General features: G+C 63.2%; 22 protein-coding genes and 3 pseudogenes. 14 read left to right on the plus strand and 11 right to left on the minus strand.

Annotation, left to right across the window (positions count from 1 at the left end; all coding sequences use genetic code 11):
- Positions 1 to 189 precede the first annotated feature (189 nt).
- From dapD to OOT33_RS12345, 3 genes are all read right to left on the minus strand, one after another.
- Complete coding sequence (gene dapD, locus OOT33_RS12335) at positions 190 to 1,035, minus strand: 2,3,4,5-tetrahydropyridine-2,6-dicarboxylate N-succinyltransferase (RefSeq protein ID WP_307750318.1); 846 nt, start codon at positions 1,033 to 1,035, stop codon at positions 190 to 192.
- A gap of 73 nt (positions 1,036 to 1,108) precedes the next feature.
- Entirely contained in the window at positions 1,109 to 1,819 is a 711-nt protein-coding gene (gene mtgA / locus OOT33_RS12340) for a monofunctional biosynthetic peptidoglycan transglycosylase (protein WP_307750319.1), read from the minus strand.
- 27 nt (positions 1,820 to 1,846) lie between these two features.
- The gene (locus OOT33_RS12345) at positions 1,847 to 2,842 is read right to left on the minus strand and encodes a PfkB family carbohydrate kinase (protein ID WP_307750320.1); all 996 of its coding nucleotides are present in this window, start codon (positions 2,840 to 2,842) and stop codon (positions 1,847 to 1,849) included.
- Positions 2,843 to 3,069: 227 nt separating this feature from the next.
- Here OOT33_RS12345 and mobC point away from each other — a divergent pair, with 227 nt between their 5' ends.
- The 3 genes from mobC to OOT33_RS12360 all read left to right on the plus strand — a co-directional run bounded on the left by mobC (position 3,070) and on the right by OOT33_RS12360 (position 5,167).
- The gene (gene mobC / locus OOT33_RS12350) at positions 3,070 to 3,453 is read left to right on the plus strand and encodes a plasmid mobilization relaxosome protein MobC (RefSeq protein ID WP_307750321.1); all 384 of its coding nucleotides are present in this window, start codon (positions 3,070 to 3,072) and stop codon (positions 3,451 to 3,453) included.
- Positions 3,450 to 4,736, plus strand: coding sequence for a relaxase/mobilization nuclease domain-containing protein (locus OOT33_RS12355; protein ID WP_307750322.1), 1,287 nt, complete (start codon positions 3,450 to 3,452; stop codon positions 4,734 to 4,736). The genes mobC and OOT33_RS12355 overlap by 4 nt, the downstream gene beginning before the upstream one ends.
- Positions 4,737 to 5,005: 269 nt before the next feature.
- Positions 5,006 to 5,167 (plus strand): hypothetical protein, encoded by a 162-nt coding sequence (locus OOT33_RS12360; protein WP_307750323.1) that lies wholly within the window; start codon positions 5,006 to 5,008, stop codon positions 5,165 to 5,167.
- Between the two features lie 16 nt (positions 5,168 to 5,183).
- Here OOT33_RS12360 and OOT33_RS12365 read toward each other — a convergent pair whose 3' ends face one another.
- Complete coding sequence (locus tag OOT33_RS12365) at positions 5,184 to 5,390, minus strand: hypothetical protein (protein ID WP_307750324.1); 207 nt, start codon at positions 5,388 to 5,390, stop codon at positions 5,184 to 5,186.
- A 283-nt stretch (positions 5,391 to 5,673) separates the two neighbouring features.
- Between OOT33_RS12365 and OOT33_RS12370 the strand changes: the two genes are divergently transcribed.
- The 4 genes from OOT33_RS12370 to OOT33_RS12385 all read left to right on the plus strand — a co-directional run bounded on the left by OOT33_RS12370 (position 5,674) and on the right by OOT33_RS12385 (position 10,063).
- Positions 5,674 to 6,165 carry a DNA N-6-adenine-methyltransferase gene (locus OOT33_RS12370; protein ID WP_307750325.1) on the plus strand — a complete coding sequence of 164 codons (492 nt, stop codon included), beginning with the start codon at positions 5,674 to 5,676 and terminating at the stop codon, positions 6,163 to 6,165.
- Positions 6,166 to 6,468: 303 nt separating this feature from the next.
- Positions 6,469 to 7,701, plus strand: coding sequence for a tyrosine-type recombinase/integrase (locus OOT33_RS12375; RefSeq protein WP_307749248.1), 1,233 nt, complete (start codon positions 6,469 to 6,471; stop codon positions 7,699 to 7,701).
- On the plus strand, positions 7,698 to 9,062 hold the full coding sequence (locus OOT33_RS12380) for a tyrosine-type recombinase/integrase (RefSeq protein ID WP_307749247.1): 1,365 nt from the start codon (positions 7,698 to 7,700) through the stop codon (positions 9,060 to 9,062). Before OOT33_RS12375 ends, OOT33_RS12380 begins: the two co-directional genes overlap by 4 nt.
- Positions 9,059 to 10,063 (plus strand): tyrosine-type recombinase/integrase, encoded by a 1,005-nt coding sequence (locus OOT33_RS12385; RefSeq protein WP_307749246.1) that lies wholly within the window; start codon positions 9,059 to 9,061, stop codon positions 10,061 to 10,063. The genes OOT33_RS12380 and OOT33_RS12385 overlap by 4 nt, the downstream gene beginning before the upstream one ends.
- A gap of 60 nt (positions 10,064 to 10,123) precedes the next feature.
- On the opposite strand, the gene OOT33_RS12390 is transcribed toward OOT33_RS12385, so the two are convergent.
- The 5 genes from OOT33_RS12390 to OOT33_RS12410 form a co-directional block, all read right to left on the minus strand.
- On the minus strand, positions 10,124 to 10,318 hold the full coding sequence (locus tag OOT33_RS12390; RefSeq protein WP_307750326.1) for a zincin-like metallopeptidase domain-containing protein: 195 nt from the start codon (positions 10,316 to 10,318) through the stop codon (positions 10,124 to 10,126).
- Between the two features lie 335 nt (positions 10,319 to 10,653).
- Complete coding sequence (locus OOT33_RS12395; RefSeq protein ID WP_039574902.1) at positions 10,654 to 12,000, minus strand: NAD(P)/FAD-dependent oxidoreductase; 1,347 nt, start codon at positions 11,998 to 12,000, stop codon at positions 10,654 to 10,656.
- The gene (merB, locus tag OOT33_RS12400) at positions 11,982 to 12,761 is read right to left on the minus strand and encodes a mercuric reductase (RefSeq protein ID WP_025549114.1); all 780 of its coding nucleotides are present in this window, start codon (positions 12,759 to 12,761) and stop codon (positions 11,982 to 11,984) included. Before merB ends, OOT33_RS12395 begins: the two co-directional genes overlap by 19 nt.
- Positions 12,762 to 12,770: 9 nt before the next feature.
- The gene (locus tag OOT33_RS12405; RefSeq protein WP_025549113.1) at positions 12,771 to 12,998 is read right to left on the minus strand and encodes a GDCCVxC domain-containing (seleno)protein; all 228 of its coding nucleotides are present in this window, start codon (positions 12,996 to 12,998) and stop codon (positions 12,771 to 12,773) included.
- Entirely contained in the window at positions 12,991 to 13,350 is a 360-nt protein-coding gene (locus OOT33_RS12410) for a hypothetical protein (RefSeq protein ID WP_017184393.1), read from the minus strand. The genes OOT33_RS12405 and OOT33_RS12410 overlap by 8 nt, the downstream gene beginning before the upstream one ends.
- Positions 13,351 to 13,424: 74 nt before the next feature.
- Between OOT33_RS12410 and OOT33_RS12415 the strand changes: the two genes are divergently transcribed.
- From OOT33_RS12415 to OOT33_RS12445, 7 genes and pseudogenes are all read left to right on the plus strand, one after another.
- The gene (locus OOT33_RS12415; RefSeq protein WP_017184392.1) at positions 13,425 to 13,841 is read left to right on the plus strand and encodes a helix-turn-helix domain-containing protein; all 417 of its coding nucleotides are present in this window, start codon (positions 13,425 to 13,427) and stop codon (positions 13,839 to 13,841) included.
- A gap of 237 nt (positions 13,842 to 14,078) precedes the next feature.
- On the plus strand, positions 14,079 to 14,729 hold the full coding sequence (locus OOT33_RS12420; RefSeq protein ID WP_307750327.1) for an integrase: 651 nt from the start codon (positions 14,079 to 14,081) through the stop codon (positions 14,727 to 14,729).
- A 4-nt stretch (positions 14,730 to 14,733) separates the two neighbouring features.
- Positions 14,734 to 15,153: pseudogene (locus tag OOT33_RS12425) on the plus strand (tyrosine-type recombinase/integrase); the annotation flags it as partial.
- 157 nt (positions 15,154 to 15,310) lie between these two features.
- The gene (locus tag OOT33_RS12430; protein WP_307750377.1) at positions 15,311 to 16,099 is read left to right on the plus strand and encodes a hypothetical protein; all 789 of its coding nucleotides are present in this window, start codon (positions 15,311 to 15,313) and stop codon (positions 16,097 to 16,099) included.
- On the plus strand, positions 16,045 to 16,413 hold the full coding sequence (locus OOT33_RS12435) for a tyrosine-type recombinase/integrase (RefSeq protein ID WP_307750328.1): 369 nt from the start codon (positions 16,045 to 16,047) through the stop codon (positions 16,411 to 16,413). Before OOT33_RS12430 ends, OOT33_RS12435 begins: the two co-directional genes overlap by 55 nt.
- Positions 16,414 to 16,442: 29 nt before the next feature.
- On the plus strand, positions 16,443 to 16,673 hold the full coding sequence (locus tag OOT33_RS12440) for a hypothetical protein (protein WP_307749328.1): 231 nt from the start codon (positions 16,443 to 16,445) through the stop codon (positions 16,671 to 16,673).
- Positions 16,670 to 17,677: pseudogene (locus OOT33_RS12445) on the plus strand (tyrosine-type recombinase/integrase). Before OOT33_RS12440 ends, OOT33_RS12445 begins: the two are co-directional and overlap by 4 nt.
- Before the next feature lie 1,071 nt (positions 17,678 to 18,748).
- On the opposite strand, the gene OOT33_RS17905 reads toward OOT33_RS12445, so the two are convergent.
- The gene (locus OOT33_RS17905; RefSeq protein WP_373690562.1) at positions 18,749 to 19,030 is read right to left on the minus strand and encodes a hypothetical protein; all 282 of its coding nucleotides are present in this window, start codon (positions 19,028 to 19,030) and stop codon (positions 18,749 to 18,751) included.
- A gap of 580 nt (positions 19,031 to 19,610) precedes the next feature.
- A pseudogene (locus OOT33_RS17910) lies at positions 19,611 to 20,262 on the minus strand (hypothetical protein); the annotation flags it as partial.

The raw sequence follows: 20,262 nt of genomic DNA on the forward strand, positions 1-20,262 counted from the left end.
TTCACCATATCCGGCCCAGGCAGGCAGCCGAGGCCGCCCAGCGACTCAGCCCCCGAGTGGGGTTGGAGGCTGCGCCGTGGGCCATTCGATGTCATGCCAGCGAGTTTGCCGCAAGACTGAAAATTACAAAAAAAGCAATTATTTTAGTTAATTACCATGACGCGTCAGTACTACTGCACCGACGGCAAGTTAATCCCGCAATAGATCGTTGATTGCGGTTTTTGCCCGAGTCTGGGCGTCGACGCGCTTGACGATGACGGCACAGGCGAGATTTGGCCCCTCACTTCCGTCGGGCAAGGGCTTGCCAGGCAGGGAACCAGGAACCACGACTGCATAGGGCGGAACCTCTCCAACGAAGACCTCGCCCGTGGTCCGGTCGACGATCTTGGTGGTGGCGGAAAGGAATACGCCCATCGCAAGCACGGCTCCACGCCCCACACGCACGCCCTCCACCACTTCGGACCGCGCGCCGATGAAGCAGTCGTCCTCGATGATCACGGGATCGGCCTGAAGTGGTTCGAGCACGCCGCCGATGCCTACGCCGCCTGAGAGGTGAACATTCTTGCCTATCTGCGCGCAGCTGCCGACCGTAACCCAGGTGTCGACCATCGTACCTTCATCCACAAAAGCGCCGATGTTGACGAAGCTGGGCATCAGAATCACATTCTTCGCAATATGTGCCCCCGCGCGTGCGACGCTGCCCGGCACAGCGCGAAAGCCTGCCGCGCGATACTCAGCCTCGCCCCAGCCTGCGAACTTGCTCGGCACCTTGTCCCACCAGAAGCTGGCGCCCGGCCCACCGGGGATCAACTGGTTGTCGTTGAGTCGAAACGACAGCAGCACCGCCTTCTTGGCCCATTGGTTGACCTGCCATCCGCCGCCCTTCGGCTCGGCCACGCGGATCTGACCGGCATCGAGCAAGGATAGCGCGCGTTCCACGGCCGAGCGCACCTCGCCGGTGGTGGCTGTAGAGATGTTGGCGCGGTCTTCCCACGCGGCGTCTAGCGTGGCGATCAGGTTTGCATGGTCATTCATGAAGCTATTCCCCGGATTGGCGTCAGTCGCCGGGCATATCCCCTATGCTCGCCGCCGACGCAAGAGGGACACTTTATTTGAGGCAGCTATCCAGCCCCTGATCACGCACGACACCCACCCTGCGGCTGATGCTGTTGCCGTAGCGCCGGGTAAAGCCGGAGGGGGCGACCGCCTCGCGCTTTTTTGGCAAAGGCAGCACGGCAGCAATGCGCGCTGCCTCCGCGCGCGAAAGGGTGCTGGCATCATGGTTGAAATAGCGCATCGCGCCTGCGTTTGCGCCGTAAGTGCCGATGCCCGTCTCCGCGACGTTCAGATAGACTTCCATGATTCGGTGCTTGCCCCACAGCGCCTCGATCAACAGAGTGAAGTAGGCCTCAAGCCCTTTTCTGAAGAAACCTCCATTCTGCCAGAGGAACACATTCTTGGCGGTCTGCTGGCTGATAGTGGAGCCACCGCGAATGCGCCCGCCGCGCGCGTTGTGCTTGAAGGCCTTTTCGATCGCCTCGGCGTCAAAGCCATGATGGAGGCAGAACTTGCTGTCTTCCGCGGCTATCGCGGCCCGCGCCATGTCCGGGTCCATGTCGTCGAGGCTCATCCAGTCTTTGGTGATGCCGTTCTTGTCGAACAGCATGGTCAGCGTCACCGGCGGCGGCACGAAGCGGTAGATCACCACCATCACCACCGAGAGGATGAGGAACCCGCCGATGATCCGCACCGGCCAGCGAATGAGATCGCGCAGCGACAAGGTGGAACGGGTTTTTGCGATAGTCCGGTTACGAGCCATGACGGAAGGAATAAACTCACCCGGGCGTTATAGTCCAGATGTCGCGCGCAGCTCCCTGAGATCCGCCTCCGGGCGCGCTCCATAATGGGAGATAATTTCCGCCGCGCACAGCGCGCCGAGGCTGAGGCAGGCGGTGAGATCCTGCCCCTCGACCAAACCCGCGAGGAAGCCGGCGGCGAACAGATCGCCCGCGCCGGTGGTGTCGATCACTTCCTCGACCGGCGCGGCGGGAACCGCATAGCGTTGCCCGCCCGCCACAGCTATCGCGCCCTGCTCGCTACGCGTTGACACCAGCACCGGCACCTTGGGCGCTATCGCCGCCACGGCCTGCTCGAAATCCTGGACCTGGGCCAGCGCCTGAATTTCCGCTTCGTTTGAGAAAAGAATGTCAATCACTCCGCCGTCGATCAGCGCCATGAAGTCTGCGCGGTGCCGCTCGATCACAAAGCCATCTGACAGAGTGAAGGCAACCTTGCGCCCCGCCGCCCGCGCCAGCTCTATCGCGCTGCGCATCGCCTTGCGCGGCTCTTCCGGATCCCAGAGATAGCCTTCGAGATAAAGGATGCCCGCGCCACGGATCATCTCGGGATCGAGCGCGCTGGCGGGCAGATGCTGGGATGCGCCGAGGAAGGTATTCATCGTCCGCTGCGCATCTGGCGTCACCATCACGAGGCAGCGCGCGGTTGGCATGCCTCCGCCTGACGCTGGCGTGTGATAGTCAACCCCCAGCGCCTTGATGTCATGCGCGAAGATCTTGCCGAGCTGGTCGTCTGCCACCTGCCCGATAAAGCCGCAGGCCTTGCCCAGCGCGGCGAGGCCCGCCAGCGTATTGGCCGCCGAACCGCCGCTCGTCTCGCGGCCTGCGCCCATCTCGGCATACAGGAAATCGGCCGTTTCCGCGTCGATCAGCTGCATGCCGCCCTTGGGCAGCGCGTGGAGAGCGAGGAAGGCATCGTCGCTCGGCGCGATCACGTCGACGATCGCATTGCCAATGGCGACGACATCATACTGGGGCTGGGTCAAGCAGGGTTCCTTGGCGGCTGGCGGTAAACACTTTTTGGCGCACCCGAGAGGAGTGCCTTCGAACGAATTATTCGAAATTTTAGCCCAATGGAATGATATTCTCAAAACTACGTCCCTAGGGACGGGAGTGCCCTCCAACAGCAACGAGGCGGACATAACACCCCGCCGCAAACAGAAGCCGCGCCAATCCCCCCGATCCAAGCGAGCCTCCCGAATAGGAAGCTGACATGGAGAGAGTGCCGCCGACAAAACATATTTCATTCCGCGTTACTTTCGCGGAAGCGGCGCACATAAAGGCGAAGGCGGAAGCGGCAAGTATCCCGGTATCGGATCATATTCGATCCCGTATGCTAGATGACGAGAATGCAAGGGCAACTCCGCGCCGTCGGAGCAAGAATCCAGTCAAGGATCACAAAGCTCTGGCCCAAGCCATCGGCCTGCTGGGCCAATCGCGCATATCTTCAAATCTGAACCAGCTCGCCCGTGCGGCGAATACGGGCAGTTTGCCCGTGACGCCGGACACGGAAGCCGCGTTGCTGGAAGCTCTGGACGAAATTCACGAAATCCGCCGCCTCCTGATTGCCGCCCTGAACCTTGAGGTCGAGCCGTGATACTCAAGGCTTCCCAACGCAGCGGCGCGAAACAGCTTGGCCTTCACCTGATGAAGACCGATGAAAACGAACACGTCGAAATCCACGAAGTCAGCGGCTTCGTGTCCGACGATCTCATGGCGGCAATGAAGGAAGCCCATGCGCTATCGCTTGGAACGAAGTGCAAGCAGTTCCTGTTTTCCGTGTCGCTCAATCCGCCATCCACCGAGTCCGTCCGCGCGGAAGTTTTCGAACGAGCGTGCGACGTGATCGAAGAACGGCTGGGCCTGAAAGGCCAGCCGCGCATGATCGTCTTCCACGAGAAGGAAGGGCGTCGCCATGCCCATGTCGTGTGGTCGCGTATCGACGCGGAAACCATGACGGCAAAGCCGCTGCCATTCTTCAAGCGGACGTTGAACGCCATCGCCAAAGAACTCTATCTCGAAAACGGTTGGAAGATGCCGGACGGTTTTCGGGATGCGAATCTGCGTGATCCGCGCAATTTCACGCTCGACGAATGGCAGCAGGCCAAGCGGACGGGCCTTGATGCGCGGGAAGTCAGGGCCACGATACAGGAATGCTGGGAGATGTCGGACAACGGACCCGCATTCGCCAAGGCGCTCGAAGATCGCGGGCTGTTTCTGGCGCAAGGCGATAGACGCGGCCATGTCGCCGTATCCATTGAAGGCGAGGTCTTTGCCATCGCGCGGATGGTGGATAAGAAATCGAAAGAGGTCGCGGCAAGGCTCGGCGATCCGAAGTCATTGCGCTCGGTTTCTGATACAGTGCGCTACATTGGCGAAGCAGTTGCACCGCGCCTTTCGCGCTATATTTCCGAGGCCAAGCGTATTGCCCACAATGCGATGAAGCCGCTCAACGAGCGGAAGCAGACCATGAAAAATTCCCACGCGCAAGAGCGGAAGCTGCTCGCCGAAAAGCAGCGCGAGCGGCACTTGTCGGAACAAAAAGCGCGTTCCGCGCGGGTCCGTGGTGGCGCGAAAGGCGTCTGGGACATTATGACCGGACGCTATTTCAAGGTGCGGAAACAGAATGAGATTGAAGCCTTCTTCGGCGTTCAGCGTGACAGGGCACAGCGACACGATCTCGTGCAAGCGCAGTTGAAAGAACGGCAAGCCCTGCAACGGGAAATTATACGCTTGCGCGAAAGAAGCGCATATCAGGTGTTGGGCTTGTATCGCGATGCAGCCCAATATCGTCGCATGGTGCGTGAAGGTCAGTTCGAGCGTGACGGTTCGGAACGGGTGCGTCCCGTTACACCACGCGGTCCTGAGCTTGGGCGATAAAGGTCATTGCTTGCTGGCGCGGCAATCGACATCGGCTTGGCCATCGCTTCATCATTCTTCTGAATTCTCGTGCTGATTTCCGCCGCCCGCTGGGCGCGGTTGTGATCGGTGTATCTGTCCGATGATTGCGATCCGGTGCAAGGCGTTGTCAGCCTTCTCCATTCCATTGCGATTGGGGCAATGCACCCCATTCATGCGGGACTGATTCCTCGTCCTCAACGCGGCCCATCGGGGGCGGCGCAAAACAACAGGAGGAATCCATGTTCAAAATGACCAAAGGCGATCTGGCGAAGAAATCCGACGCGCAGCTTGCCGCGCTGTTTCAGCAAACAACGCTCGGCCTTTCAGCCGCCAAGTCGGACCTCGCGACGGTGCAGTCGCTGCTCGCGATGATCCAAGCCGAACGCGCGAACCGTCGTCCATCGCCATAGCGACGATAAAGGAGCGCTATCCGCGCCCCTTCTTTTCTTCCTTGCTGTCGTTGACGCGCATGACGACGCGACCGTTGAGCGGAAGAGCATTGAGGCTCATCGTGAAGCCTTTCCCGTCGCGGGTGGCCCATGCAACGCCGATATCGGTCCAGCGGGCGTTCTCGCCGTCGCCGTTCACGGTGAAGAGGCGATGGCTGGGGCGGTTCTGATTGATATCTGACATGATGTTCTCCTTCATGTTTTCCGAAGGACCATTCCCTCGGTTCATGGGGAGAGTGCGGAACGGACGAAAAAGACGGAGATCAAAGGCTCGTGCGCAGCACGACCATTGGCGCGGAGCTGCACGAAGGAAGCGAGCGGGCTTGAACCTTGGCGCGTCCGGTCCAAAACCCATGACAAAAACCGACGAATGATCCTGCCAGAAATCATTGAGAACCACGGCACCAATCAGAACCGCGCCTGCCTATGCCCCCGATTGACGATGGCGATGCTGGCACACGCTGGACATGACCAGCTTTTTCAGTCGCACAGCCGCAACCCGCGATGATTGGCAAACGCCCCGGCATATCATTTCCGCACTCGGTCATTTCGATCTCGACCCATGCGCCAATAATGACGATCCGACGCGCTGCGGCTCAACGGGATTCACCATCGAACAGGACGGCCTGTCGCGAGAATGGCACGGCAGAGTATGGCTGAATCCGCCCTATGGCGGCGCGACTCCCGCGAAAGTCTGGCTGATGAAGCTGGCGCGACACGGCAATGGCGTTGCTCTTGTTCCGCCGCGTGTCGGTGCGCGTTGGTTCCATGATGTCGTTCTCTCGACAGCCCATGCGATCCTGTTTCTGAAAGGTCGCGTGTCCTTCATTGATCCGGTCGCGCAACGGCCCGCGCGGGGCAACAATGCCGACAGCATTCTGATTGCTTACGGGTTGGAAAATGTCGTGGCGTTTGAAAAATGCGGCCTCGAAGGCAGGCTTTGGCGATTGCTGCCGTAATCCAGCGACACCGTTCGACCTTCGCAAAAGTCGAAATGAAGGCGGCCATCAGGCCGCCTCTCTGCGTTCAGAGATAGACAAAGATGCCAGATATTCGGCGGCCTTGTTCGCGGCACTTGCAGCAGTGAAGATCGCCTTGCGGTCGGATTTCAGGATGCGAAGTAATCGCGAGGTGTCGATAATGTGAAGGAACGCAGTTTCAGTGTCTGAAATGCGCAGAATTGCGACGTTATCTGACGGGCTTTGCTCCGCATTATTTCTCGACGAACCTCTGCGGTCGTTTGACCAGCAGAGGAGCCGTCAATGCCGAATACCGATTGCGAACTGATCTCCGAACTCAGATCCGTACTGACCAGCCAACGATACAGCCCGGTGGTGGCCGGGAACTACTGCGCCTATGCGCGCGGGTTCCTCGACTATCTTGCCCGGCGCAGCATCCCGATCGCGGAGGTGACCGAGGCGCAGGTGGGGTACTATTTGCACCATGCGATCACGATGTTCCGCAAACGTCATGGCCGACCACCAGGGCCGTGTTGGCACTCCATTCCGCGTTCTGGAATCCACGCCCTACTGCGGCTTGCACAGGGCCGTTGGCCACCCGCGCCCAAAGCGACATGTGCTGCTGACACGCTGCGCTTTACGATTTGCGACGAATACGAGATCTGGCTGCGCGAGGAGCGGGGCCTTGCGGAGCGCAGCATCTACGCATTGATGTGGGAAGGTCGGAACTTCCTGACCTGGCAGCTTGATCGATGCGGCGTCGACAGCCTGGTGGAAATGAGCGTCGGCGACATCGACCGTTACATGGATATGCGCAGCCCGCACCAAACGCGCAAATCGGTGAAGGACGTGGCGGAGCGTCTTCGCTCGCTGTTGCGTTATCTGCACCGTACGCGCCGCACCGCAATCGACTTGTCGCCGCACGTCATCGCCCCGCTATTGTATGCCTATGAAGGGGTGCCCTCGATCCTGGAGCGCGATCAGATCGCCGCCGTTCTGGAAACCGCGAGCAAAGACACAACGCCTATCGGGCTCAGAGATCAGGCGATCCTGCAACTGCTGGCGACTTATGGTCTGAGGTCCGGCGAAATCCGCAATCTGAAGATCGAGGATATTGACTGGCGGACGGAATCGATCCGCATCCTCCACACCAAGACCCGTGCCTGTTCCTATCTGCCGTTGATGGCTCCGGTGGGCGAAGCCATCCTCAGCTATCTGCGCTCGGGACGACCGCAGACCGACGCCCGCGAAGTGTTCGTGCGGACCCGTGCACCCTATGGAAGGCTCCGGGTGCTGCATAGTGCCGTCTTCCGGCGAATCCGGGATGCCGGGGTCAAGCCACCGGGGAAGTGTGGGCCACACATCTTCAGACATGCCCGCGCGGTCGAGATGCTGCGCGCCTCGGTCCCGCAAAAGGTGATCGGCGATATGCTGGGTCATCGTTCGACGGAATCTACCGCTCCGTATCTCAAGCTGGCAACCGAAGACCTGCGGGCCATCGCGCTCGACGTTCCGGGATCGGAGGTGCTGTCATGACGCCATGGCCCGATCCCGAACGACTGTTGATCGCGCGCTATCTCGCGGACCTTGGCCTGCGCAGCAAGAACAGCCGCACCTATTACAAACAGGTGCTCTACAGCTTCCAGGACGTCGCCGCGCGCCACACCGAACTCGGCCAAGATGTGCTGGTAGCCTGGTTGCGGGCGTGGTCCGACCGTTGGACAGCGACGACGCTGCTCCACCGCACCCGCATTATCGACCGGTTCCTCGATCACCTTGTGCAAACCGGGGCGATCCACCGCAATCCCGTCGTCGTCCTGCGCAAGGAGTGCAACGTCAAGCAGTGCATGCCGGTCTGGCGCGCTCTGGCTTCACGCGATCCAGAACAAGCCCTTGCCGAACTGCATCAGCCCAAACCGTTCGGCAGCGTGCTGGGCGCGATCATGGCCGAGCACGTTACGCTGATGCGCAACAGGGGGTACAAATATACCACGCAGCCTGTGTGGCTTTTGCGGTTCGACCGGTTCCTACAGCTGAACCCGGCGCTGCAGGATGAACCGATCGGGGTGATGCTCGAACACTGGGCGGCGGCGAAGGCCACGCGCAATCATCCTGCCGAATGCGAAAAGCTGAAGCGCGTCCTTGCGAAGATACTCCGCCACCGGGATCCGTCGATCCCACCGCGCCGACCGGACCCACGTCCGGGGAAGGAAGTGGCCAAACAATGGCGCAAACCTCATATCTATACGCCCGCCGACGTGCAGCATATGCTCGACATTGCTCGCTCTTACCCCTCTCCGCGAGCGTCGCTTCGCCCGTTGAGTGTCTACACGATGCTTCTGCTCGCCTATTGCGCGGGCCTGCGGCGCAGCGAGGTTGCCCGCCTTGATCTGGGGGATGTTGATCTTCAGGGCGGCACGATCACTATACGGCAGACCAAGTTCTACAAGACAAGGATACTGCCGCTGCCCGACACTGTGATGGCCGAACTTCGGGCGTACATCGATGTGCGGCGTCGCGCGGGTGCCCCGCAGGATCCGAGGTCAGGTCTGTTCTGGCACGAGCAGCGGAGCGGCCGCTATACGAAGCAAGCCGTCGCCTGGCTGCTCGTTGACGTCATACGCCGTGCCGGGCTGAAGCCACCGCAGGGGCGAACGGGACCGCGTTTGCACGACCTGCGCCACTCGATGGTCGTGAACCGGATCCTCGAATGGTACAGGACGGGCATCAACCCGCAGGACCGTCTGCCATTCCTCGCGACCTACCTCGGCCACCGGGATATCAACTCTACGCTGGTCTACATCACGGTCACCCAGGATCTGCTGCATTACGCAAACGAGCGGTTCCGCATGGTGGGCGCACCTTGCCTCAGCATGGAGCGGGAGGTGCAGACATGAGCAAGGCCAACCCGTTCCCGGTACTGATGCGCGCGTTCTTCTACGAATGGCTGGTCGAGCAGCGCAACGCATCCATCCATACAGTCCGATCATACCGCGATACCTGGCGGCTGTTCTTGCGGTTCGTCGCACAGCGGGCTGGAAGGAAGGTGGCTATGATTACGATGACTGATCTGGCCGCAAGCGAGGTCTCCGCGTTCCTCAGTTACGCTGAACATGAGCGCGGCGGCACGATCGGCACGCGCAACTGCAGGCTTGCCGCAATCCGCAGCTTCTTCCACTTCGTGGCGACCAGGGATCCTGCATCGATCGCGCAATGCGTCGAAATCCTCAACATACCCGTCAAGCGCACGCCGGTATCGGAGCCCTGCTATCTGGATCCGGCGGAAGTGACGGCAATTCTTGCCCAGCCTGACCGTTCGACGCTCGAAGGCATGCGCGATCATGTGCTGCTCTCGTTCCTCTACAACAGCGGCGCACGAATACAGGAAGCGCTCGACTTGTGCCCCGAAGCAATCCGGTTCGAAAGTCCGAGCTGCGTGCGCTTGACCGGCAAGGGACGGAAGGAACGCATCTGCCCGCTCTGGCCTGAAACAGCCTTGCTGCTGAAGAAGCTGCTCGAACGGCAACCACGGGCGCCTGACCAACGGCTGTTCGTTAACCGCTATGGCGAACCGCTCAGCGCGTCGGGCGTCCGATTCAAGCTTGCCGCCTACGTAAAGGCGGCGACCGAAGCCACACCAACGCTGCGTACCAAGCACGTGACGCCGCACGCCTTCCGGCACGCCACCGCCGTGCACCTCATATCTGCGGGCGTCGATGTTACAGTCATCCGCAGTTGGCTCGGCCACGTGAGCCTCGACACGACCAACCACTATGCCAGGGCCAATCTTGAAACGAAGCGAAAGGCCCTGGAACAGGTCGCCGTTCCGACAACACCCGGCGGTCAGCCTTCGTGGAAGCGCGATACAAGCGTGCTCGCCTGGCTCGACACGCTTTGAAATAATGTGAAGGAACGTTGGCAGGAAACCCCAGAACTCGGCCAATCTGGCCGCGTTCCTTCACATTATCGACACCTCGCGATTAGCCAGGTTATGGCGAGGTGAGCATAACGCCAGCCAGTTATCGATATAGGCGGCGTGATCGGGACGCGGCTCGGCAGATATGCCAAGATCGCCACACAGGAACGCAGCGCCCAGCTCGGCGACATATCCTGACAGTCCAGCCCCAATCCGGGGTTCGAGGAAGAAAACCATCGGCTGCCTCCAGCACTGCCCAAAAACCGCATCGGCCTCCCCCGAGGCGGGGGTGGGCGGCGAGAGCGACCGAAGAGGCCCGTTCGAGCGGCGGGCTGCACCCGCAGGGGCGAAATGAAATGGAGCAGCCCGGCGAAGCCGGGGCTTGCAGCCCGCCGTGGCGGGCCTAGCAGGGAGCGCCGACCACCTCCGCGTCGGAAGGGAGGCCCAAAAAGTAGCGCCGCCGCGTCAGCGGCGTCCGCAGATCAGGCGGGCGACAGCCCGCTATCGTCTTTCGCGACAGGCTGCCGCCCGCCCGCGGGCGAGCACTGGTGACGGATCGTGCGCGGCGTCGCCTAGAGCATGTAGCCGATATCCGAGGCGCCGGTCGGATAGGCAAACATGGTGGAGCGTAGATCGGCCGCGGTGAGGCCGTGGCGGATGGCCAGGCCGAAAAGGTTGATCACCTCGTCGGCGTTCGGCCCGACGAGATGCGCGCCGAGGACGAGGTCCGTCCGCTCGTCGATCAGAACTTTGTGGCCATAGACCGGCTCGGCGAGCCGGCGGGCGGTGAACCAGTCCGGCGTCGAGGCCGCGTTAACCCGGAACTTGAGGCCGCTGCGGCGCGCCGCCTCTTCCGAAAGCCCGACGGCGGCGATCGGCGGCACGGTGAAGGCGACGCTCGGAACACCGCGATAGTCGGGCTCGCGCGATGGACCTTGCAGGAGGTTCGCGGCGACGATCTTCGCGTCGTGGCTCGACACCGGGGTCAGGGGCGGCCCGACGCCGGCGGCGTCACCGGCGGCATAGACCCGCGGGTTGGAAATGCTGCGCAGATGCGCATCGAGCTGCAGTCGTCCGTCTTGCACCGCGACCTGCCCGGTGGACAGGTCGAGGCTGCCGAGATCGGGACGACGCCCGGCAGCATGAATGACGAGATCGCAGGCGACCTCCAGGTCCGGCGCTCCCTGGCGAGAGGCACGCACCTGCAGGCCGTCCCCGTTCCGCTCGACCCGTGTGACCGCGGTGCCGGTCTCGATGCGAATGCCGAGCGCCGTGAACCGCGGTGTGAGCCAGCCCACCAGGTCGGGATCGAAATGCGGCAGCAGCCGGCTAGCGCGCTGCAGGATCGTGACTTCGGCGCCGGCACGTGCGGCCAGATGCGAGAACTCCGCGGCGACATAGCCGCCGCCGATCAGCACGATCCGGCGCGGCAGCGTCTCCAGCTCGAGGAAAGCGTCGCTCGTGCTGACCAGCTCCTCGCCTGGAATGCCGAGCGGGATCGGCCCCGCGCCGGTTGCGATCAGGATATGCTGGGCCTGCAACGTCCGACCGTCGACCGCGACCGCGTCCGGGCTTGCGAAGCGCGCTAGCCCGTGGAAGGCGTCGACGCCCAGCTTGGCGTAGCGGCGTTCCTGCTTGGCGGGGACCGGATCGGTAAAGCTGCGCTTGAACGCCATCAGGCTCGGCCAATCGATCGCCAGGTCGCCGCCGACACCATGTCCGGCCATGCGAGCGGCGGCATCGATCGCCTCTTCGCCGCTGACCAGCATCTTCTTGGGATCGCAGCCCCGTAGCGCACAGGTGCCGCCGAACGGGCGGTGGTCGATGACGGCGACGGACCATCCGGCGGCGCGGACCTGGCCGATCGCGACCTGGGCGGCTGTTCCGCTGCCGATGACGATCAGGTCGTAATGGGCCATGGCAATATCCCTCCGAGCATCGGTGCAAAGATCGCGCGGCCGACCTGGAGGGCCTCGCGCAGGGTCAGGCGAATGCCGTCGCGGGCGGTCACGGAACCGTCCATACGCCAGGCTTCAAGATGATCGGCATGGCAGAAGAAAGCCTGCTGAGTGCAGAGCGAAGACGCTGCACAGCCGCCGGTGTAGCGATGACCGGACCAGACGAGAATCCCCTCGGGCACGACGTCGCCCAAGGTGCAGCCCCGGTCGTGGACATGGATCGCAAGCGAGCGCCGGCATTGGCGGCATGACGAGCGGATGAGGCTGGCGTGCGGTGCGATCGTGCAGATCCCCAGCGCGTCGAGGGCGCACATGGCTCCCATCGTGATACCCGCGGCCTCCACCTGATGCTCACTGGGAGCATCGGTGAAAGGATAGGCGCCGCTCACTCGGCCGTCGCCGTCGAGGACCACGAGATCGCGTCCGGCGAGCCGGTGGAGCGCTGCGGCCACGTCGCCGGGCGGGAGCGCAACCGCGGCAGCGATCTCCACCGGCGCCGGCGCGTGGCCCTGGGTGACATAGGCCCGGAGGATGGCACGCCGCACCTCGTCCTCGGTGCTGTCGATGCCATGCCACCTGCGGCCGATAAATGCCGCGAACAGCGCTGTCAGGGCCGAATGGGCGCTTGGCGCGGTGACCGCAGTCCAGTCCGGGACGACGGTGCCGTCGGGGAATGCAACCGTCGGTTCAGGGGCAGCGTCAGCGGGGGTGGCAAGCGTCACGGCTTGTCTTCAGCCGCAGCAGGACGCGCCCTTGCCCTCGATCTGGATCGGCGGACACGGAACGTCGCCATAGGAACAAAAGACGCAGCAATCGCCCTGCTTGGGCTTGAGGACCGCGCCGCAGCCCCGGCAGTCATAGAAAAACTGGCATGCGTTGGTCGGCATCGTCTCGGTCGCCTGATGTCCGCAGTGCGGACAGGTCAGGGTCGAGTGCAGCTCCGGAACGACGTCAGACATAGCTATAACCCGCCCAGAGCAGTGCCGCGCCGACCAATAGGCCGGCGAGAGTGAGGATGCGCGTCCAGCGCGGCGTGCACACGCCGTCCGGGCCGCAGCGCATGGCGGCGAGTTGCTGGCGCAATAGCAGCGCGGCGCCGGCGACGAGGCATAATGCGCCGATCACGAGGAGCGGCGTGCGATAGGGCGCGGAGACGACGGCCACGCCGCTGAGCCAGGCCGCGCCGATGCCGGCGGATGCCAAGAGGATCGGCAGTGCGCAGCAGGCAGCGACGCCGAACGCGGCGGCGATCCCCGCCAGGGTAAGCGCGGCGGTACTTATCCCCTTGGGCGGGCTTGGTGTCTGGGTCACGGGCGACTCCTTGTGGCGGGCATGCAGCTATCCTACCATCTGTAGCGACTACAGACTCAAGAGGTATTTTGAAGATGGCCGCAACCGCCGCGATCCAGATCGGCGAACTCTCGCGCCGTACCAGCTGCAACATCGAGACGATCCGCTATTACGAGCGGATCGGGCTGCTGCCCGTTCCGCCGCGGCGGGGCCGTTACCGCAGCTACGGTCGGGAGGACGTGGCTCGCCTGGGCTTCGTGCGCCGTGCGAGGGAGCTGGGCTTCACCCTTGACGAGGTGCGCGCCTTGCTCGGACTCGCGGCCGGCGGCCAGGCCTCCTGCACCGAAGTCCGCGAGCTCGCGGCGTCGCATCTGCAGGATGTGCGCGCGCGGATCGCGGACCTCAGGCGGATGGAACGGGTTCTGGCAGACTCGGTGCGAGCCTGCGATGCCGGTCAGGATCCGGGCTGTCCGCTGCTTGATGCGCTCGGCGCCGAGGTGCGGGCCGCGTGAGCGTCACGGCTGCTGGGCGTGCATCCAATCGGCCGCCGCCTGCGCCTTGCTGGCCGCAGTGAAGATCGCGCGGCTGTCGTTCTTCAGCACCTGAAGTAATCGCGAGGTGTCGATAATGTGAAGGAACGCAGTTTCAGTGTCTGAAATGCGCAGAATTGCGACGTTATCTGACGGGCTTTGCTCCGCATTATTTCTCGACGAACCTCTGCGGTCGTTTGACCAGCAGAGGAGCCGTCAATGCCGAATACCGATTGCGAACTGATCTCCGAACTCAGATCCGTACTGACCAGCCAACGATACAGCCCGGTGGTGGCCGGGAACTACTGCGCCTATGCGCGCGGGTTCCTCGACTATCTTGCCCGGCGCAGCATCCCGATCGCGGAGGTGACCGAGGCGCAGGTGGGGTACTATTTGCACCATGCGATCACGATGTTCCGCAAACGTCATGGCCGACCACCAGGGCCGTGTTGGCACTCCATTCCGCGTTCTGGAATCCACGCCCTACTGCGGCTTGCACAGGGCCGTTGGCCACCCGCGCCCAAAGCGACATGTGCTGCTGACACGCTGCGCTTTACGATTTGCGACGAATACGAGATCTGGCTGCGCGAGGAGCGGGGCCTTGCGGAGCGCAGCATCTACGCATTGATGTGGGAAGGTCGGAACTTCCTGACCTGGCAGCTTGATCGATGCGGCGTCGACAGCCTGGTGGAAATGAGCGTCGGCGACATCGACCGTTACATGGATATGCGCAGCCCGCACCAAACGCGCAAATCGGTGAAGGACGTGGCGGAGCGTCTTCGCTCGCTGTTGCGTTATCTGCACCGTACGCGCCGCACCGCAATCGACTTGTCGCCGCACGTCATCGCCCCCGCTATTGTATGCCTATGAAGGGGTGCCCTCGATCCTGGAGCGCGATCAGATCGCCGCCGTTCTGGAAACCGCGAGCAAAGACACAACGCCTATCGGGCTCAGAGATCAGGCGATCCTGCAACTGCTGGCGACTTATGGTCTGAGGTCCGGCGAAATCCGCAATCTGAAGATCGAGGATATTGACTGGCGGACGGAATCGATCCGCATCCTCCACACCAAGACCCGTGCCTGTTCCTATCTGCCGTTGATGGCTCCGGTGGGCGAAGCCATCCTCAGCTATCTGCGCTCGGGACGACCGCAGACCGACGCCCGCGAAGTGTTCGTGCGGACCCGTGCACCCTATGGAAGGCTCCGGGTGCTGCATAGTGCCGTCTTCCGGCGAATCCGGGATGCCGGGGTCAAGCCACCGGGGAAGTGTGGGCCACACATCTTCAGACATGCCCGCGCGGTCGAGATGCTGCGCGCCTCGGTCCCGCAAAAGGTGATCGGCGATATGCTGGGGTCATCGTTCGACGGAATCTACCGCTCCGTATCTCAAGCTGGCAACCGAAGACCTGCGGGCCATCGCGCTCGACGTTTCCGGGATCGGAGGTGCTGTCATGACGCCATGGCCCGATCCCGAACGACTGTTGATCGCGCGCTATCTCGCGGACCTTGGCCTGCGCAGCAAGAACAGCCGCACCTATTACAAACAGGTGCTCTACAGCTTCCAGGACGTCGCCGCGCGCCACACCGAACTCGGCCAAGATGTGCTGGTAGCCTGGTTGCGGGCGTGGTCCGACCGTTGGACAGCGACGACGCTGCTCCACCGCACCCGCATTATCGACCGGTTCCTCGATCACCTTGTGCAAACCGGGGCGATCCACCGCAATCCCGTCGTCGTCCTGCGCAAGGAGTGCAACGTCAAGCAGTGCATGCCGGTCTGGCGCGCTCTGGCTTCACGCGATCCAGAACAAGCCCTTGCCGAACTGCATCAGCCCAAACCGTTCGGCAGCGTGCTGGGCGCGATCATGGCCGAGCACGTTACGCTGATGCGCAACAGGGGGTACAAATATACCACGCAGCCTGTGTGGCTTTTGCGGTTCGACCGGTTCCTACAGCTGAACCCGGCGCTGCAGGATGAACCGATCGGGGTGATGCTCGAACACTGGGCGGCGGCGAAGGCCACGCGCAATCATCCTGCCGAATGCGAAAAGCTGAAGCGCGTCCTTGCGAAGATACTCCGCCACCGGGATCCGTCGATCCCACCGCGCCGACCGGACCCACGTCCGGGGAAGGAAGTGGCAAACAATGGCGCAAACCTCATATCTATACGCCCGCCGACGTGCAGCATATGCTCGACATTGCTCGCTCTTACCCCTCTCCGCGAGCGTCGCTTCGCCCGTTGAGTGTCTACACGATGCTTCTGCTCGCCTATTGCGCGGGCCTGCGGCGCAGCGAGGTTGCCCGCCTTGATCTGGGGGATGTTGATCTTCAGGGCGGCACGATCACTATACGGCAGACCAAGTTCTACAAGACAAGGATACTGCCGCTGCCCGACACTGTGATGGCCGAACTTCGGGCGTACATCGATGTGCGGCGTCGCGCGGGTGCCCCGCAGGATCCGAGGTCAGGTCTGTTCTGGCACGAGCAGCGGAGCGGCCGCTATACGAAGCAAGCCGTCGCCTGGCTGCTCGTTGACGTCATACGCCGTGCCGGCTGAAGCCACCGCAGGGGCGAACGGGACCGCGTTTGCACGACCTGCGCCACTCGATGGTCGTGAACCGGATCCTCGAATGGTACAGGACGGGCATCAACCCGCAGGACCGTCTGCCATTCCTCGCGACCTACCTCGGCCACCGGGATATCAACTCTACGCTGGTCTACATCACGGTCACCCAGGATCTGCTGCATTACGCAAACGAGCGGTTCCGCATGGTGGGCGCACCTTGCCTCAGCATGGAGCGGGAGGTGCAGACATGAGCAAGGCCAACCCGTTCCCGGTACTGATGCGCGCGTTCTTCTACGAATGGCTGGTCGAGCCAGCGCAACGAATCCATCCATACAGTCCGATCATACCGCGATACCTGGCGGCTGTTCTTGCGGTTCGTCGCACAGCGGGCTGGAAGGAAGGTGGCTATGATTACGATGACTGATCTGGCCGCAAGCGAGGTCTCCGCGTTCCTCAGTTACGCTGAACATGAGCGCGGCGGCACGATCGGCACGCGCAACTGCAGGCTTTGCCGCAATCCGCAGCTTCTTCCACTTCGTGGCGACCAGGGATCCTGCATCGATCGCGCAATGCGTCGAAATCCTCAACATACCCGTCAAGCGCACGCCGGTTATCGGAGCCCTGCTATCTGGATCCGGCGGAAGTGACGGCAATTCTTGCCCAGCCTGACCGTTCGACGCTCGAAGGCATGCGCGATCATGTGCTGCTCTCGTTCCTCTACAACAGCGGCGCACGAATACAGGAAGCGCTCGACTTGTGCCCCGAAGCAATCCGGTTCGAAAGTCCGAGCTGCGTGCGCTTGACCGGCAAGGGACGGAAGGAACGCATCTGCCCGCTCTGGCCTGAAACAGCCTTGCTGCTGAAGAAGCTGCTCGAACGGCAACCACGGGCGCCTGACCAACGGCTGTTCGTTAACCGCTATGGCGAACCGCTCAGCGCGTCGGGCGTCCGATTCAAGCTTGCCGCCTACGTAAAGGCGGCGACCGAAGCCACACCAACGCTGCGTACCAAGCACGTGACGCCGCACGCCTTCCGGCACGCCACCGCCGTGCACCTCATATCTGCGGGCGTCGATGTTACAGTCATCCGCAGTTGGCTCGGCCACGTGAGCCTCGACACGACAACCACTATGCCAGGGCAATCTTGAAACGAAGCGAAGGGCCCCTGGAACAGGTCGCCGTTCCGACAACACCCGGCGGTCAGCCTTCGTGGAAGCGCGATACAAGCTGTGCTCGCCTGGCTCGACACGCTTTGAAATAATGTGAAGGAACGTTTGCAGGAAACCCCAAGAACTCGGCCAATCTGGCCGCGTTCCTTCACATTATCGACACCTCGCGATTAGCCAGGTTATGGCGAGTGAGCATAACGCCAGCCAGGAGGCGATATAGTCGGCATGATCGGGACGCGGAATCGTGCGCGATGCCGAGGTCGGCAAGCAGGAACGAGGCGGTCAGCTCGCGGTCGCTTCCTCCATCGCGAGCGCGTCCTTGGTCCACCTGGCGCTGAAATCCCGGTCGAGCCGATGCGGCCCGCGCCGCTGGCATGGGCACACTCGTGGATATGGGTGCCGTAGAATCCATGCGCGCTAAGGAAGGTTGCGAATTGCGCATGTAGATTGCGGTCTTCGCCGAGATGGTAATAGGCGCTGCTCGACCCGTAGGACCGTGTCGATTACCGAGCGCGGCGATGAAGGCCTCGGCGGCCGCAAGGCGCTCGCTCTCGGTGCAGGACCGGCCCGGGCTCGGGCGCGTAGCCGTCGACCTGATCGGCGTTGAAACAGGCTGAACGCCCGGGCGAAGAGCCGCCGTCCCTTGCCGCCATCTTCGTCAATCCTGCCTCGTCGTCCGCGCCGGCTGATCTCCTTTCCCCCAGGGGAGGACGCTCGAGGCTGGCATGCTCGCCCCTTGCGGACCTGGGGCGCCGCGGTCCTGCCACTGACCGATAAGTGCCCAGACCCGCTCGCATAGCCGCCGCCATAGGCCGCCGCCCAGAGCGACACCGTGTTGATTGCCTGCGATAGGGCTTGCCGCTGGCGATGTTGGTCGGCCGGGTGACATCGGCGCCGCTGTGATGCCATGGCATGCGCCCAGTTCGCCCGTACCGGCTTCGATCGCTGCAAGATCGCCTCGGTGACCCGAGTATAGACGTCGGCTCGTACCTGAGTTGGCATGATCTGAACTCCGCTTGCCCGTCGGGGGCCATCCCCGGCGGCGGAGCTCGACTAGCGCCGGGCACAAGCGCGGTTGCGCACCCGTAGGGCCGCAGCGAAGCGGAGGACGGCAACGCCGTTGCGCCAGCGCGCCGACCGGCGCAGAAGCTTCCGCCGTCAGCCGGGGTTGGCCTCCGGCGGCGCGGGGCCGATGGCGTCGATCACGGTAGTGAGCCGGTTGATCTCGGTGGCGAGTGCATGGCGTTGAAGATCCGACAGACGTCGTTCGCGCAGCAATGCCCTGGCATCATCGGCCGCGCGTTCCCAAGCTGGCCTGTGACGGGCGGTGATGCAGGCGTTGGGACAGCGGGTCGGCTCGCACAGCGCCGTGAGCGGCTGCTTGGGATCGGGGTGGTCACGCGCTTGAGGCAGAGCGCGGTGGCGGGATCGAAGAAGCAATTCCGCGAGGAGGCCGACATGGAGGGTTCGGCGCGACGCTGGCGAGCATGACACGTAGCCGGGAGCGGTCGGCGATCATGGCGGGCAAGGGCCCGAGCTGCACGGCCGCATCGTCGAGCGTCCGCGCGATGCGTGGTCCCGCCGGCCCCGCGAGTGAGGCACCGCCCTGCCGCCGGTCGAAATAGTCCAGCAGGTCGCCCTGCTGACCGAGCCGGCGCTGCGCCTCGACTCGGCGCGAAACCCGATGCGCTGGTTCCGGCATAGCCCTCGAAAGCGGCGACCGAGGCGTGCTTATACTGGATCATGCCGGCGATGGTGCCGAACGGACGGTTGGCGATGTGCCATGCGATGGTGCGGCGGAAACTGCCGCGTCGTTATGCGCCACGGCTTGCCACCGGGTCCGGACGGGATGACCGGACACATCAGGGCTGCCGAAGGGCAGCGGTGAGGTGGTCGCGGAAGGACGTGAGTTGGCGGACCACCTCGCTCGACAGATGCGTCTGGTGGCGGCGCCGGGGCGTAGCACCGGCCAGAGGCGTATCGCTGCCGCTGGCGCGCGTCGGTCTTGCCGACAGGCGTTTCAAGCACCGCTATCGCGTCTGCGACCGGCTCGATCGTCACCCAGCTCGCCGCCTCGCCCATGGTCGACCGACGCTTGTAGATGGTCGATCGAATGCGATGCCGCTCGACCAGGCCATCCTCGCTGCGCGCGATCGAGAGGCACCCCCGCCGCATCGCCTGCACCTCGCAGTCGCGCATGCCGGTGAGGTAAGCGCACACTATAGGCGGCCGCCTGAAGCATCCGTTCCTCTTGTGCGAGCGTCTTCGCATCGAAGCGTGCGCGCCATGGCCGACCGCTATCGGGATCAATCGAGATCGGCGTGTCCATGCCGCCCACTTCGACGCCCAGGTCGGCGGCAGCGGCTTCGATCAGGGCGGAGACGCCCTTGGCGAGTCCGAAATGCATGGCCGGTTCCGCCTCAGCATCGACACCGGCATGAAGATGGAGAAGATGGACGTTGATCGGCGGCGTCGCTTCTCCGGTGCGGGGATCGGTGCGCGTGACGCCGTTATGCGCGGTCGTCCAGATCGGCACGCCGCGGCCTTGCCGGGCTCGACGCGCGATATGGCGCTCGAGGCCGCGCGCTGCCGCAGGCGGCGCCTGCGCCAGGCAGTCCGCGCTCGGGCAAGCAGCCGGGCGCGGCGCGCCTCGAGCCGATCCAGCGCGGCCC

The sequence above is a fragment of the Sphingobium sp. DEHP117 genome (genome assembly GCF_030867385.1).
Lineage (GTDB): Bacteria > Pseudomonadota > Alphaproteobacteria > Sphingomonadales > Sphingomonadaceae > Sphingobium.